This window comes from Kitasatospora sp. NPDC053308 (assembly GCF_055585785.1).
In genome coordinates this window covers 247921-261782 of sequence record NZ_JBVJJY010000007.1, presented here as the reverse complement: position 1 = coordinate 261782, position 13862 = coordinate 247921, and the positions used below count along the sequence as shown (strand labels likewise).

Here is a 13862-nt window from a genome sequence, read left to right as displayed (position 1 = left end):
GTCGTCCGGAGCTGCCGGAACCGTACGGTGGAGGGCGGCCTCAGCCTGACGGCCGCAGCTGCCTGGCGATCAGCTCGGCCAGGTGCAACGCCTCGCGTCCGTCGCCCAGTTGGGCGATCTGGGTGCGGCAGCTGAAGCCGTCCGCGAGGATCACGGTGTCCGGGCCGGCCGCCCGGAGCTCCGGTAGCAGGACGCGCTCGGCGATCGCCGCCGACACCTCGAAGTGGCCCTTGGCGAAGCCGAAGTCGCCCGCCAGGCCGCAGCAGCCCGAGTCCAGCACCCGGTTGTCCAGGCCGAGGCGGGCCTCCACCCGGCGGTCGGCGGCGCTGCCGAGCACGGCGTGCTGGTGGCAGTGGGTCTGGGTGACGGCGTCCAGGGCGGCGCGGGGGAGCGGAGCGTCCGGGGCGTACCGGTCGAGGAACTCGGCGAAGGTGCGGGTCCGTTCGGCGAGCGGGCGGCCGTCCGCGCCGAGCAGCCGGGGCAGGTCCTCGCGCAGGGTCGCGGTGCAGCTCGGCTCCAGGCCGACCACCGGGGTGTCGGCCGGCAGGCCGGCGGCGGTCAGCGTCCGCAGGCTGCGCCGCAACACCCTCCGCGCCGTGCCGAGTTGGCCGGTGGAGTACCAGGTCAGGCCGCAGCAGACCGGGCCCGGGGGCAGCCGGACGTCGAAGCCCAGGTGTTCCAGCACCTCGACGGCCGCGCGCGGCACGTTCGGCTGGAGGTGCTCGGAGAAGGTGTCCGGCCACAGCAGGACCAGTGGCGCGCCCGCCGGGGCGGGGTGCGTGGCGCGGTGCCGTCGGTACCAGGCGGTGAAGGTCTCCGGCGGGAAGACCGGCAGCACCCGGCGCGGGTCGAGCCCGCCGAGCCGCTTGAGCAGCCCGCCGAGCGGTGAGCGGGCCAGCGTGTTGGCCGCTGCCGGCGCGAGTGCGACGGCCCGCAGCCAGAGCGGCAGCCAGCCCGTCGAGTAGTGCGGGAGCGGGCGCGGGCGGTGCCGGTAGTGCTGGTGCAGGAACTCGGCCTTGTAGGTCGCCAGGTCGACGTGGACCGGGCAGTCGCTCGCGCAGCCCTTGCAGCCCAGGCAGAGGTCGAGCGCCTCCCGGACCTCCTCGGACCGCCAGCCGTCGGTGATCGCGGCTCCGGCCGGGGCGCCGGGTGGGGCGGCCATCCCGCGCAGCATCTCGGCGAGCAGCCGCGCCCGCCCCCGGGTGGAGTGCCGTTCCTCGCCGGTGGCCATGTAGCTCGGGCACATCACCCCGGTGGTCGGGTCCACGCACTTCGCGACGCCCACGCAGCGGTGCACCGCCTTGGCGATGCTGCCGCCGTCCCGCTCGAACGGGAGGGCCAGCGGCAGCGGCCGGGGCGGCGGGGGGACGAAGCGCAGGTCGGCGTCGAGCGGGCGCGGGTCGACCAGGGCGCCCGGGTTGAGGAGGTGCTCCGGGTCCCAGATCCGCTGGAACCCGCCGAACAGGCGGATGACCTCGGCCGGGTACATGCGCGGCAGCAGCTCGGCCCTGGCCTGCCCGTCACCGTGCTCGCCGGAGAGCGAGCCGCCGTACGAGACCGCCAGGTCGGCCGCCTGCTCCAGGAACTCCCGGAAGGCCAGCACCCCGTGCGGCCGGTCCAGCGGGAAGTCGATCCGCAGGTGCACGCAGCCCTCGCCGAAGTGCCCGTACGGGACGCCGCGCAGGCTGTGCCGGCGCAGCAGGGCGCGCAGCTCCCGCAGGTAGTCGCCGAGCCGCTCGGGCGGGACGGCGGAGTCCTCCCAGCCGGGCCAGGCCTCCCCGCCGCCGGGCAGCCGGGTGACGATCCCGGCGCCGGCCTCCCGGACGGCCCACAGCCCGCGCTGCTCGACGGGATCGGTGACCAGCGCGACGGCGGCCGCGTGCTCGCGGCGCACCGCGTCGGCGAGTTCCCGCGCGGCCTGGTAGGCGGCCAGCGGCGTGGCGCCGGCGGTCTCCAGGAACAGCCAGCACTCGCCGGCGGGCAGCCGGTCCAGCGCGGGCGGACGGGGGCCGGCCGCGAGCAGGGCGGCGATCAGGTCGGCCGCCAGGCCCTCGGCGGTCAGCGGCCGGAACGGCAGCAGCGCGGGGACGGCGTCGGCGGCGGCGCCCTCGTCGGGGTAGCCGGCCACCACCAGGGCGCGGGCGGGCGGCTCCTCGACCAGGCGGACGGTGGCGCCGAGCAGCAGCGCGCAGGTGCCCGCGGTGCCGGTGAGCGCCCGGGCGAGGTCGTGGCCGTGCTCGGGCAGCAGCGCGTCCAGCGGGTAGCCGGAGGCGCGGCGCGGCAGCCGGGGCATGCCCTGGCGGATGGTGGCGAGGTTGCGGTCGGTGAACTCCTGGAGCTGCCGGTGGAGTTCGCCGGCCCGCCCGGGCTGCGCGGCGAGTGCGGCGCGCTCCTCGGGGCCGAGCCGGCCGCCGACGGTCAGCTCGGTGCCGTCCGCGAGCAGCAGTTCCAGCCGCTCGACGTTGTCGGAGGTGCGGCCCCAGGCGAGCGAGTGCGAGCCGCAGGAGTCGTTGCCGATCATGCCGCCGAGGGTGCAGCGGCTGTGGGTGGACGGGTCGGGGCCGAAGCGCAGCCCGTACGGCCGGGCGGCGCGCTGCAGGTCGTCCAGGACGGTGCCGGGCCGCACCCGCGCGGTGCGGGCGTGCGGGTCGACCTCCAGCACCTGGCCGAGGTGGCGGCGGAAGTCCAGCACCACCGCGCCGGGGCCGATCGCCTGCCCGGCGACGCCGGTGCCCGCCCCGCGCGCCACCACCGGCACCCGGTGCGCGCGGCAGAGCGCCAGCGCGGTGCGCACGTCGTCGAGGTCGGCGGGTTTGACCACGCCGAGCGGCAGCTGCCGGTAGTTGGACGCGTCGTGGCCGTAGACGGTCCGCTCGGCGGCGCCGAACCGGACCTCCCCGCGCAGCACGGCGCCCAGCTCACGGGCCAGTCCGGCCCCGGGTACGGCGGACGGACGGCTCACGGGGACCTCCCGGGCGGTACGGCGGCGGCGACACGGCTCCGCCGATGATCGCAGCCGGGGCGCCGTCCGGGCGCCGGGCACGCGGGGCGCCGGTCACTTGCGCCCGGTGAGCGTGCCCTTCGCGATGTGGGACAGCTTGGCTACCTCGAACGCCGGATAGGCGCCGCCGGCGAGCAGCGAGAACTTGATCCCCTCGCGGCCGCCCGGCCGGCGGTGGCCGGGCGGCTGGAAGCGGCGGTGGTGCTCGGCGGCGCGGTGGAAGAACTGCGGGCGCTCGGCACGGGCGACGCAGCCGGCCAGGTCGAAGACGAACAGGTAGTGGCGGATCATCCGGACGAACAGGGCGTCCCGTACCGCGTAGAGGTGCGGCTGCTCCTCCAGCAGGGCGAAGCTGCGCTCGTACTGGTCGAAGAGGTCGAAGACGCTGCTGCCCGGACCGCCCGACGGGTGGACGGTCTCCCGCCGGCGCAGCTGGACGCACTCGCGCGCCAGCACGGCGGCCTTGCGCGCGCCGAGCAGGGCGGCGTGCACGACCGGCACCTCCTCGTAGCGGCCGTCGGGGAAGGCGAGCCCCAGCTCCTCCCAGTGGCCGCGGCGGATCAGCCGGTCCCAGATCAGTGGCGGCGCGCCGAACAGCGCGGGCCGGTCGAAGGGCGCGAACACCTCGGGGCCGGCCTCGGCGAGGAGCGCCTCGGCCCCGCCCGGCCAGTCCCGGTCCTTGTGCCGGCGGGAGTGGCCGAACAGCAGGACGTCCACCGGGCCGGTCTGCTGGAGCCGGTCGGCGAGGGTCTGGAGCGCGTCCCTGGGCAGCAGGTGGTCGGCGTCGAGGAACAGCAGGTACTCGCCCGTCGCCCGCGCCGCCCCGGCGTTCCGGCTCACCCCGACCCCGACCGCCGCGTTCAGGTGCAGCACGCTCACCCGCGGGTGCCGTGCCGCGTACGCGTCGGCGAGCCCGCCCGCGGTCTCGGGGGAGCGGTCGGCGACCACGATCACCTCGACGCCGGCCAGGGACTGCGCGAGCAGCGAGTCCAGGCAGGAGGCGAGTTGTTCGTGCCGGTCGTAGGCGGGGAGCACGACGCTGATCAGGGGTGAGGGCATGACGCCGGAGCGTAAGAGGGTCCGCGAACGGTGGCAAAGCCCTGACGGACCGTAATTCCGGCCAATTGGCGGCAAATCGTACGACCGTGCGCCATATCTTCACGCGGCCTTCCGGACGCGTCCACGACAGCCGTGAACCGGCTGCGCCGGTCCCGCGTAGCGGCCGGTGCGGCGCGGAGGCGGAACCGGGGGGCGCCGGAACGCGCGGGGCCCGCGACGCGTGCGCTGCGTCGCGGGCTCCGGGGTGCCGAGGGGCGGGTCGGCCCGGTGGGTCGGCCTGAGAGGCCGGCCTGAGGGGGTCGGCCCGAGGCGTCGGCTTAGTACCAGTGGTGCGCCTGCCAGAACGACCAGGCGGCGCAGGGGCTGCCGTACCGGGTGTTCATGTAGTTCAGGCCCCACTTGATCTGGGTGGCCGGGTTGGTGCGCCAGTCGGCGCCGGCGGAGGCCATCTTGGAGCCCGGCAGGGCCTGGACCAGGCCGTAGGCGCCGGACGAGGCGTTCACGGCCAGCGGGTTCCAGCTGCTCTCGCGGAACACGATGTTGCTGAAGCACTGCAGCTGGCCGGCCGGGACGATCTGCGCGGCGATCTGCTGGGGGGTGCCGGAGTAGGTGGTCGCGGCGAGGTTCTGGCGCTCCTGGGAGCGGGAGGCGGCCGCCTCGGCGTCGGCCTTGGCCTTGGCGTCCGCCTGGGCCTTCGCCTCGGCCTCGGCCTGCGCCTGGGCGGCGGCCTGGGCGGCGGCATCCGCCTCGGCCTTGGCCTGGGCGGCCTGGGCCTCCTGGGCGGCCTGCTGGGCAGCGGCAGCGGCAGCGTTGTCGGCCTGGGCCTGGTCGGCGACCGGCTTGCCGTCCACCGAGACGGCGGCCGCGGGGGCGGCGGCCTCGGTGGTGTTCCCGGCCTGCGGGATGGCGAGGGCGGCGGTGGCGGCGCTCGCGACCACGAGGGTGGCGACGCCGGTGATCAGGGAGTTGCGGCGGGCATGGCTGAGCTGCATGAAAGCGGCGTTCCTTCTCCGTCGGGGGCCGTGCCGGTGTGCCGGACACGGGGCATCGCGCGGGCTCCGGATGAGCGGGGCCCGCGCGGCCGTCCGGGACGGCCGAGGCGCCCCTGCCGAAGCGGCGGGGCGGGCGGGCTGCGCGGCGGATCCGGGTGGGACGGGCCGCGCTGCCTGGCGACGGACCATTCTTGGCAGGGCCCGCGACGGGTGGCAAAGCCGCGTTCTACGACGCGGAGTAGTGGCCGTCGCGAGGTCCTGCCGAGGTCGAGCGGTGGATTTGAGGCGTTTTGTCCGGATCACACATCCGGGGGCCGCGCGCCGGTGACACCGGAGGAACACCAGGGCGACCCTTGCGGTGGCCAGCGTTCTTCAGGGTCGACGCCCCCGGGGTCGGCGCCCGAGCCGCCGGGGGCCCGAGCCGGGCCGGAGCCCCCCGGGCACCGGTCCACTACCGGAGGTCGTAGACGTCGATCCCCCTGTGGGCGGCCTCACACGTGGGCCGGTGCGAGGGCGGCGCAGCGTGACCGGAGGGTCACGCCCCGGGGGCCGCGTACGGGTCTCCGGGGGTGGGCCCCGCCGCCGGACCCGCATGGTGAGCGTCCTGCCCCGCCTTCTCCGTGGCGCCCTCCGCCGAACCCTCCCCCGTCGGGACCGGGGCGAGGTCGCGGGCCAGCAGGGTGGCGCCGGCGACGGCCCCCGGCATGGCGAGCACCGTGACCAGCGGCACCAGGAAGGCCAGCACCAGCGGCGTGCCGAAGCCCAGCGCCAGCCCGAGCCGGGCGCGCAGCAGCCGGATCCGCTCGGGCTGCGGCACCCGGCGGCGCTGCAGGGCGACGGCCGTCAGCTCGACGGTCAGGAAGAAGCCGGACACCAGGGAGCCCAGCGCCGGGACCACCGTCTGGCCGACCACCGGGATGAACCCGCCGGCGAACAGCAGCACGCCGAACCCGGCCACCCGCACCAGCACGGCGAGGCTGTCGCGCACCGCGATCAGCAGTTCGCGCCAGAGCGGGGTGTCCGGCGGGGTGGGCGCGCCGCCTTCGGTCTCGTCGACCGTGGCGCTGAGCGCCTCGTAGAAGGGCTGTCCGACCAGCAGGGTGACGGCGGTGAAGGTCAGCAGGGAGAACAGCAGGCCGCCGCCGAAGACGATCGCCGCGAGCGCGTCGCGCAGCAGGCTCCGCCAGGGCGAGCCCCAGTGGTCGGCGAACGGGGTGGCCCAGCCCGCGAGGTCCACGGACCAGGCGCCGAGGAAGGCGAGCGCGACGACGTAGCCGACCAGGGCGACCAGTGCGGGCAGCATCCCGAAGCCCCACCAGCGGCCGTGCCGGCCGACCCACTTCTGGCCCTCGATCAGGTACTTCATCCCCGCCACAAGATCCCGCATGGGCGATCACCCTAGGGCTTCCGGGCCCGGAACCCCGCATTGCCGTGTTCCTGCCAGAACGGATCGGCAAGGCCGGGACCCTGCTGCCGCGCCGGCCGTCGGGCCACTCTCGGTGTTCCCCCACCTGTCAAGGAGGAGCCCGATGAAGCGTCAACTCGGCAGATTGGTAGGCCTGCTGGCCGCGCTGGTGCTCGGCGGCAGTGCGCTGGTGCTGCCCGCCGCCGCCTCGCCCGCGCCGTCCCCCACCGTGGTCGGCGGCACCCGGGCGGCGCAGGGCGAGTTCCCGTTCATGGTGCGGCTCTCGATGGGCTGCGGCGGCGCGCTCTACACCTCGCAGATCGTGCTCACCGCCGCCCACTGTGTCGACGGCACCGGCGCGAACACCGGCATCACCGCCACCGTCGGCGCGGTCGACCTGCGCAGCGGCAGCGCGGTCAAGGTCCGCTCCACGTACGTCTACCAGTCGCCCGCCTTCACCGGCGCGGAGAACGGCGACGACTGGGCGCTGATCAAGCTGGCCTCGCCGGTGGGCGGCAGCCAGGCCGCCACCCTGCCGATCGCGACCTCCGGCGCCTACGACCAGGGCACCTTCACCATCATGGGCTGGGGTGCCGCGCGCGAGGGGGGCGCCCAGCAGCGGTACCTGCTCAAGGCCACCGTGCCCTTCGTCGACGACGCGACCTGCGCCGGCGCCTACCCGGGCCTGAACACGGCCGGCTCGCTGTGCGCGGGCTACGTCGACCAGGGCGGCGTCGACACCTGCCAGGGCGACTCCGGCGGCCCGATGGTCAACCGGGACGCGACGGGCCGGTGGGTCCAGGTCGGCATCGTCAGCTGGGGCAACGGCTGCGCCCGGGCCGGCTACCCGGGTGTCTACACCCAGGTGAGCACCTACGCGGCCGACATCGCCGCGGCGGCGGCCGGCCTCTGAGCGGCCGACCCGACCCGCCGGGGCCGGCCACCACCTGCGGGTGTGGTGGCCGGCCCCGCCGCGTCCAACCGCGAGCCCGACTGCGCGCCCGACCGCGGGCTGACCGCAGAGGTGGGGCCCGGCCCGGGTCCGCCCGGCTGGGCCGTCACCTGCCCAGCCACTCCTCGGCCCGGCGCCGCTCGTGGGCGATGCGGCCGGTGGGGTTCGGGGGCAGGCGGGCGAGCAGGGCGGCTGCGTCGTCGGGCCGGCCGGCGAGGGCGTGGGCGCCGGCGAGGCGGGCGGTGACCAGGGCGTGGTCGCGCGGGTGGGCGGCCGGATCGAGGAGCGGGAGGGCGGCTTCCAGGCGGGCCGCCGCGGTGCGGGCGTGGACGGCGCGGGCGCGGGTGGTGCGGTCGGCGCGGAGGGCGAGGTCCCGTCGGCAGGTGCCGTGGGCGACGGTCAGGACGAGCTCGGCGCGCGCCGTCCACGGGCTCTGATCGCCGGCGCGCAGCGCGGCGTCGGTCAGCCGCCGGGCCTCGGCCAGTGCCCGGCGCACCTGGGGCGGGTCACCGGCCAGCGCGTGGGCGTGGGCCCGGGCGACGGCGGCCCAGGCGCGCAGCCCCGGCAGGGCGGGGGCGGTGGTGCGGGCGGCCTCGGCCAGGGCGAGCGCGGCGGACGGGTCGCCGCACCACCACCGCAGGGTGCTCTGCCGGGTGAGCAGGGCGGCCGCGGTGGCCTGGTCCCCGGTGGCGCGGGCCCACTCCAGCCCGGTGGTGTACCAGCCGAGCGCGCGGGCGCGGCGGTCGCCCTCGAAGTGGGCCCAGCCGGCGAGCTCGGCGTACTGGGCGGCGAGCGAGCGGACGGCGGCGAGTCCCTCGGGCGGGGCGGTGTGCTGCCGGCCGCCGAGGGTGCGGGCGTGGTGCTCCAGGACGGCGGCCAGTTCCTCGCCGCCGATCCGCCCGGCGGCGGCGCGGTAGACGGCGAGCAGGTGGGCGAGCACCTCGACGGTGGCGGCGTCCGGCGGGGCGGTACCGGTGGTGAGCGGGGGCCGGGTGGCGGCGGCGAGTTCGCCGAGGCGTTCGCGTTCCTGCCGGACGGTCTGCCAGAGGTCCGCCAACTCGCCTCCGGCGAGGAGGAGTTCCTCGGCACGGGCGGGCATTCCCGGCGGTGGCCAGCGGCGGGCGTTCTCCACCCGGCTGATCAGTGAGTTGTGGTAGCCGAGCAGGCGGCCGAGTTCGGTCTGGCTGAGGCCGCGGGCCTCGCGCCAGTGGCGCAGCCGGCGGCCGAAGCGCTGCCGGGCGGACTCGGGTTCCGCGGGGTGCTGGGCGGGCGGGGGTGGCGAGGGGGCGGGTCGGGGCGGCACGGGGTCTCCCGGTGGGGGTGGGGGAGCGCTCGTGGGGGAGCGCCATGCCCAGATATCCCCCTTGACGTGCCTTGGTCAAACTGCCCGGGGGCCGCACCGTCCGTGCGACCGGGCGGGGTCCACGATCCCGCACGGCCGGGAGAACGGAAACCGGGCCCGGGAGCCTCCGCAACGGCTCCCGGGCCCGGCGTTCCCGCGCGGGGCGGGCGGGTTCAGGACCCCGCCGCCACCGCGGCCCGCCGCCGGCGGCCCACCACGGCCGAGGCCACGAGCACGATCGCCGCGGCGACCAGCGACAGGTACATCTGCTTGCGCCCGTCCGCGTCGGTGAACATGTACGCCATGACGAACCCGATCATGCCCATCGCGGTCCAGGTCAGGTACGGGTACAGCCACATCTTGACGAGGTGCCGCTCCGGCATCTCCCGCTCGATGATCTTGCGCATCCGCAGCTGGGTGGCGCAGATCACCAGCCAGACGAAGAGCGCGACCGCGCCGGAGGAGTTGAGCAGGAAGGCGAACACGGTGTCCGGCGAGGTGTAGTTGAAGAACACCGCGACGAAGCCGAAGACCACCGAGGACAGGATGGCTACCCGCGGTACGCCGCGCTCGGTCACCTTGGCGAAGGCCTTCGGGGCGTCGCCGCGCTGGCCGAGCGAGAAGGCCATCCGGGAGGCCGTGTACATCCCGGAGTTGAGGCAGGAGAGGACGGCCGTCAGCACGATCACGTCCATCACCTGGCCGGCGCCGGGGATGCCGATGTGGTCCAGCACCGCCACGTACGGGCTGGCCTTGACCTCGGCCGAGTCCCAGGGCAGCAGGGTGACCACGAGCAGGATCGAGCCCAGGTAGAAGATGCCGATGCGCCAGATCACGCTGTTGGTGGCCTTGGTGACCGCCTTCTGCGGGTCCTCCGACTCGCCGGCGGCCAGGGTGACGATCTCGCTGCCCATGAAGGCGAAGACCACCGTCAGCATGCCGGTGAACACCGCGCCCATCCCGTGCGGCAGGAAGCCGCCGTGGCCGGTCAGGTTGGTGGCGCCGACGGCGTGGGTGCCGGGCAGCAGGCCGAAGGCGGCCAGCGTGCCGATCACCAGGAAGGCGGCGATCGCGACGACCTTGATCCCGGCGAACCAGAACTCGAACTCGCCGTACGAGGCGACCGAGAAGAGGTTGGTGGAGGTCAGCACCGCCATCACGATGAGCGCCCAGCCCCACTGGGGCACGCCGGGCACCCACTGGTTGAGGATCTTCGCGCCGGCCGTCGCCTCGACCGCGAGCACCACGACCCAGAAGAACCAGTACAGCCACCCGATGGTGAAGCCGGCCCAGCGGCCCAGCGCGCGGTCCGCGTACGCCGAGAAGGAGCCGCTCTGCGGGTCGGCGGCGGCCATCTCGCCGAGCATCCGCATCACCAGCACGACCAGCGCGCCGGCCAGTGCGTAGGAGAGCAGGATGCCGGGGCCGGTGGACGCGATGCCCGCGCCCGAACCGACGAACAGGCCGGCGCCGATCACACCGCCGATGGCGATCATCGACAGGTGGCGGTTCTTGAGTCCGGCCTTCAGGTGGCCGTCGCCGCCGTGACCGTGCGGCCCCGCCTGGTCGGAGGCCGCGGCGGTCGCCGTCGGCTTGGTGGTGTTCGCACTCATCTGGGGGTGCCCTGTGCCTTTCCCGCGCGGCGACCCTCGGCTCGTTCGTGCCACAGGGTTGGGGGACAGACCCGCGCATTGCGGTGCAACCTAACTTCTACGCCCGAGTATCGGAACAATTCTTTGATAACTGTTCGCTCACCGGACACAAAAGCGCAGGTCAGGGCAGGTATGGAGGGGGTCGGGAAAGCTCAGATCTGACCCATGGTCAGGGCGGGCGGGGCCGGTCGGGGCCGGTTGAGGGCGGTGGGGGCCGGTCGGGGTCAGACCTCCCGCACGTCCAGCACCACGACCTCGGGCGGACGGGCCGAGCGGCGGCCCCCGGGCCGGGCGGCGAGTCGGGCGGCCAGGATCCGCGGGATGTCGTCCTCCCGCGAGTACCCGGGCACCACGGTGACCTCGTCCCGGTGCACCTCGCCGGACACGGCGTAGGTCACCCGGTACGTCGTACGGTCCGGTGGCGGCGCGGGGCCGGGCCGGCCTGTCGCGGTCATCCGCATCGACCTCCTCGGCCCATTGTCGGCGCGGTGTGGCCGATCAGGGCAAACCCGGGCACAGTGGAAATCTCGGGGCATACGCCGGAGCACCACCCGAGCGTGCTCGGCGCCCGCCGGTTCCCGGCGCCGGACAGGAGCGACCCCATGCAGACCACCTGGAAGGGGACGATCAGCTTCGGGCTGGTCAGCATCCCCGTCCACCTGTACTCCGCGACCCAGGAGCACGACGTCCCGCTGCACCAGGTGCACGCCAAGGACGGCGGCCGGGTGCGGATGAAGCGGTACTGCGAACGGGAGGAGAAGGAGGTCCCGTACGCGGAGATCGCCAAGGGCTACGAGTCCCCCGACGGCCGGACCGTCACGCTCAGCGACGAGGACCTGGCCGACCTGCCCCTGCCCAGCAAGAAGGTCATCGACGTGCTGGCCTTCGTCGACGAGGGCGAGATCGACCCGCTGATGTTCTCCAAGGCCTACTACGTGGGCGTGGCCGACAAGGCCGCCGCCAAGCCGTACGCGCTGCTGCGGGACGCGCTCACCGAGTCCGGGCAGATCGCCGTCACCAAGATCGCGCTGCGCACCCGGGAGTCGCCCGCGGTGCTGCGGGTGCACGACAACACGCTGGTGCTGCAGACCTGCATCTGGCCCGACGAGGTGCGCCCGGTGGCCGGGATCGCGCCCGAGGAGGGCGTCACCGTCCGGCCGCAGGAGCTCAAGATGGCGCGGTCGCTGATGGACACCCTCTCCGAGGACTTCGACCTGTCCCAGCTGCACGACGACTACCAGCAGGCGCTCCAGCAGGTGATCACCGCGCGGCTGGAGGGCATGGAGATCCCGCACGAGGAGGAGGCCGGCGAGGCGCCGGACAACGTGATCGACCTGATGGAGGCGCTGCGCAGCAGCCTCAAGCAGGCCAAGGGCGGGCACGGGCCGGCCGGCGGATCCGGAGCGGACGCCGAGGAGGACGAGGAGGCCGAGGGGGCCGAGGAGGCCAAGGAGAAGCCCGCCCCGCGCAAGCGCGCCGCCGCGAAGACCGCCACGAAGACCGCGGAGAAGACCACCACGGCGAAGAAGTCCGCGGCGACGAAGAAGTCCGCGGCGACGAAGAAGACCACGGCGGCCAAGAAGACCACCAGCCGGAAGTCCACGGCTCCCCGCAAGGCCTCCTGACCCACCGGGCCAGGTTCCCCCTCCCGTCCAGCATTGGAGGCTGCCCACGATGGACCTGCTGACCTACAAGGAACTCGAAACCGGCCCCGAGGCCCCGAAGGACCAGGGCTTCGCGCAACGCGGGTGGCACTGGCTGCTCTCCCTCAGCCCCACCGTGGTCACGTTCATGATCGCCTTCTCGGTCGGCCTCGGTATGGTCGCCACCCAGGTGAGCCTGCTGCCGGTGCTGGTGCCGATGGCGATCTTCTGGGGTCTGACGGTCATCGCCATGATCGGCGTCGTCGCCCGCTGGCTGACGCCCGGCCCGGGCAGGCACCGGATGGCAGCCTGACCCGGCCGGGGGTGCGTGGGGCCCGGGAGGACTCAGCCGATCCACACCGTGGTGACGTTGCAGAACTCCCGGATCCCGTGCCCGGACAGCTCCCGCCCGAAGCCGGAGCGCTTGACGCCGCCGAACGGCAGCGCCGGGTGGGAGGCCGTCATCCCGTTGAAGAACACCCCGCCGGCCTGGATGTCGCGGACGAAGCGCTCCTGCTCGGCCCCGTCGGTGGTCCAGACGTTGGAGCTGAGGCCGAACGGGGTGTCGTTGGCGACCGCGACCGCCTCGTCCAGGTCCGCCACCCGGTAGACGGTGGCGACCGGGCCGAAGGTCTCCTCCTGGTGGATCCGCATGGCCGGGGTGATGCCGGTCAGCACCGTCGGCTCGTAGAACCAGCCGGTGTCCCAGCCCTCCGGCCGGCCGCCGCCGCACTCCACCCGGGCGCCGTGGGCCCGGGCGTCCTCGACCAGTTCCTCCAGGTCGTCCCGGCCCTGGCGGCTGGCCAGCGGGCCGACGTCGGTGGACTCGTCCATCGGGTCGCCGACCTTCAGGGCCCGCATCGCCTCGGTGAAGGCGGCGGTGAAGCGGTCGTAGACGTCGGTGTGCACGATGAAGCGCTTGGCGGCGATGCAGGACTGGCCGTTGTTCTGCACCCGGGCCCGGACGGCGGTGGCCACCGCGGCGTCCACGTCCGCGCTCGGCAGGACGACGAACGGGTCGCTGCCGCCCAGCTCCAGCACGGCCTTCTTGACCTCGTCCGCCGCGATCGCCGCGACGGAGCGCCCGGCCGGCTCGCTGCCCGTGAGGGTGACCGCGGCGACCCGACGGTCCCGGATCACGCCCTCGACCGCGCCCGAGCCGATCAGCAGGGTCTGGAAGCACCCCTCCGGGAAGCCGGCCCGGCGGAACAGCTCCTCGATCGCCAGCGCCGTGCGCGGCACGTTGGAGGCGTGCTTGAGCAGGCCGACGTTGCCCGCCATCAGGGCCGGTGCGGCGAACCGGATCACCTGCCAGAACGGGAAGTTCCACGGCATCACGGCCAGCACCGGCCCGATCGGGCGGTAGCGGACGTAGGCGCGGGCGGCACCCGAGTCGCTGACGTCGGCCCGGGCCGGCTGCTCGTCCGCGAGCAGCGCCTCGGCGTTCTCCGCGTACCAGCGCATCGCCTTCGCGCACTTCGCGGCCTCGGCCCGGGCGGCGGCGAGCGGCTTGCCCATCTCCAGGGTCATGGTGCGGGCGACCGCGTCCAGGTCCTCCTCCAGCAGGTCGGCGGCGCGCAGCAGCAGTCCGGCGCGGGTGGGGAAGGGGGTGGTGCGGTAGCCCTGGTACGCGGACTCGGCGAGGGCCAGCCGCTGTTCGATGCCGGCCGCGTCGAGCGGTTCGAAGGTCTCCAGGGTCTCGCCGGTCGCGGGGTTGACGCTGGCGATGGGCATGCGGGGCTCCCGAGGGGTCTTGGGTCCGGTGCGTCTGCCCTCACACCCTCCCCGACGGCCGGGCTCCGGGCACGCCACGGCG

At 74.8% G+C, this 13862-nt stretch carries 11 protein-coding genes; 3 read left to right on the top strand and 8 right to left on the bottom strand.

The features are described from left to right. Positions 1-40 precede the first annotated feature (40 nt). The 4 genes from ACZ6Y7_RS18660 to ACZ6Y7_RS18645 form a co-directional block, all read right to left on the bottom strand. A complete protein-coding gene (locus ACZ6Y7_RS18660) occupies positions 41-2962 on the bottom strand; it encodes an FAD-binding and (Fe-S)-binding domain-containing protein (protein WP_465758983.1) in 2922 nt (973 codons plus the stop codon). 93 nt (positions 2963-3055) lie between these two features. Next, complete coding sequence (locus ACZ6Y7_RS18655; protein ID WP_465758982.1) at positions 3056-4060, bottom strand: glycosyltransferase family 2 protein; 1005 nt, start codon at positions 4058-4060, stop codon at positions 3056-3058. Positions 4061-4377: 317 nt separating this feature from the next. Then, complete coding sequence (locus ACZ6Y7_RS18650) at positions 4378-5052, bottom strand: aggregation-promoting factor C-terminal-like domain-containing protein (protein WP_465758981.1); 675 nt, start codon at positions 5050-5052, stop codon at positions 4378-4380. 535 nt (positions 5053-5587) lie between these two features. Beyond that, positions 5588-6439 carry an EI24 domain-containing protein gene (locus ACZ6Y7_RS18645; RefSeq protein ID WP_465758980.1) on the bottom strand — a complete coding sequence of 284 codons (852 nt, stop codon included), beginning with the start codon at positions 6437-6439 and terminating at the stop codon, positions 5588-5590. A gap of 142 nt (positions 6440-6581) precedes the next feature. On the opposite strand from ACZ6Y7_RS18645, the gene ACZ6Y7_RS18640 reads away from it, so the two are divergent. Continuing rightward, positions 6582-7370 carry a S1 family peptidase gene (locus tag ACZ6Y7_RS18640; protein WP_465758979.1) on the top strand — a complete coding sequence of 263 codons (789 nt, stop codon included), beginning with the start codon at positions 6582-6584 and terminating at the stop codon, positions 7368-7370. Between the two features lie 145 nt (positions 7371-7515). Here the strand turns inward: ACZ6Y7_RS18640 and ACZ6Y7_RS18635 are convergent, their stop codons facing one another. The 3 genes from ACZ6Y7_RS18635 to ACZ6Y7_RS18625 form a co-directional block, all read right to left on the bottom strand. Beyond that, positions 7516-8712 carry a helix-turn-helix domain-containing protein gene (locus ACZ6Y7_RS18635; RefSeq protein WP_465758978.1) on the bottom strand — a complete coding sequence of 399 codons (1197 nt, stop codon included), beginning with the start codon at positions 8710-8712 and terminating at the stop codon, positions 7516-7518. 212 nt (positions 8713-8924) lie between these two features. Beyond that, positions 8925-10364: an amino acid permease gene (locus ACZ6Y7_RS18630; RefSeq protein WP_465758977.1), complete on the bottom strand. Its 1440-nt coding sequence runs from the start codon at positions 10362-10364 to the stop codon at positions 8925-8927. A 263-nt stretch (positions 10365-10627) separates the two neighbouring features. Then, positions 10628-10858 (bottom strand): hypothetical protein, encoded by a 231-nt coding sequence (locus ACZ6Y7_RS18625; protein WP_465758976.1) that lies wholly within the window; start codon positions 10856-10858, stop codon positions 10628-10630. Positions 10859-11005: 147 nt separating this feature from the next. Between ACZ6Y7_RS18625 and ku the strand changes: the two genes are divergently transcribed. Then, positions 11006-12028, top strand: coding sequence for a non-homologous end joining protein Ku (ku, locus tag ACZ6Y7_RS18620; RefSeq protein WP_465758975.1), 1023 nt, complete (start codon positions 11006-11008; stop codon positions 12026-12028). Positions 12029-12077: 49 nt separating this feature from the next. Next, positions 12078-12359, top strand: a complete 282-nt coding sequence (locus ACZ6Y7_RS18615) for a hypothetical protein (protein WP_465758974.1) — start codon at positions 12078-12080, stop codon at positions 12357-12359. A gap of 32 nt (positions 12360-12391) precedes the next feature. On the opposite strand, the gene ACZ6Y7_RS18610 is transcribed toward ACZ6Y7_RS18615, so the two are convergent. Next, positions 12392-13780, bottom strand: coding sequence for an NADP-dependent succinic semialdehyde dehydrogenase (locus ACZ6Y7_RS18610; RefSeq protein WP_465758973.1), 1389 nt, complete (start codon positions 13778-13780; stop codon positions 12392-12394). Positions 13781-13862 lie beyond the last annotated feature (82 nt).

Excerpts from the sequence above, each read along its gene's own strand:
- ACZ6Y7_RS18625 (WP_465758976.1), bottom strand. The coding sequence starts at position 10,858 with ATGACCGCGACAGGCCGGCCCGGCCCCGCGCCGCCACCGGACCGTACG.
- ACZ6Y7_RS18655 (WP_465758982.1), bottom strand. The coding sequence starts at position 4,060 with ATGCCCTCACCCCTGATCAGCGTCGTGCTCCCCGCCTACGACCGGCAC.
- ACZ6Y7_RS18640 (WP_465758979.1), top strand. The coding sequence starts at position 6,582 with ATGAAGCGTCAACTCGGCAGATTGGTAGGCCTGCTGGCCGCGCTGGTG.
- ku (WP_465758975.1), top strand. The coding sequence starts at position 11,006 with ATGCAGACCACCTGGAAGGGGACGATCAGCTTCGGGCTGGTCAGCATC.
- ACZ6Y7_RS18630 (WP_465758977.1), bottom strand. The coding sequence starts at position 10,364 with ATGAGTGCGAACACCACCAAGCCGACGGCGACCGCCGCGGCCTCCGAC.
- ACZ6Y7_RS18610 (WP_465758973.1), bottom strand. The coding sequence starts at position 13,780 with ATGCCCATCGCCAGCGTCAACCCCGCGACCGGCGAGACCCTGGAGACC.
- ACZ6Y7_RS18615 (WP_465758974.1), top strand. The coding sequence starts at position 12,078 with ATGGACCTGCTGACCTACAAGGAACTCGAAACCGGCCCCGAGGCCCCG.
- ACZ6Y7_RS18645 (WP_465758980.1), bottom strand. The coding sequence starts at position 6,439 with ATGCGGGATCTTGTGGCGGGGATGAAGTACCTGATCGAGGGCCAGAAG.
- ACZ6Y7_RS18650 (WP_465758981.1), bottom strand. The coding sequence starts at position 5,052 with ATGCAGCTCAGCCATGCCCGCCGCAACTCCCTGATCACCGGCGTCGCC.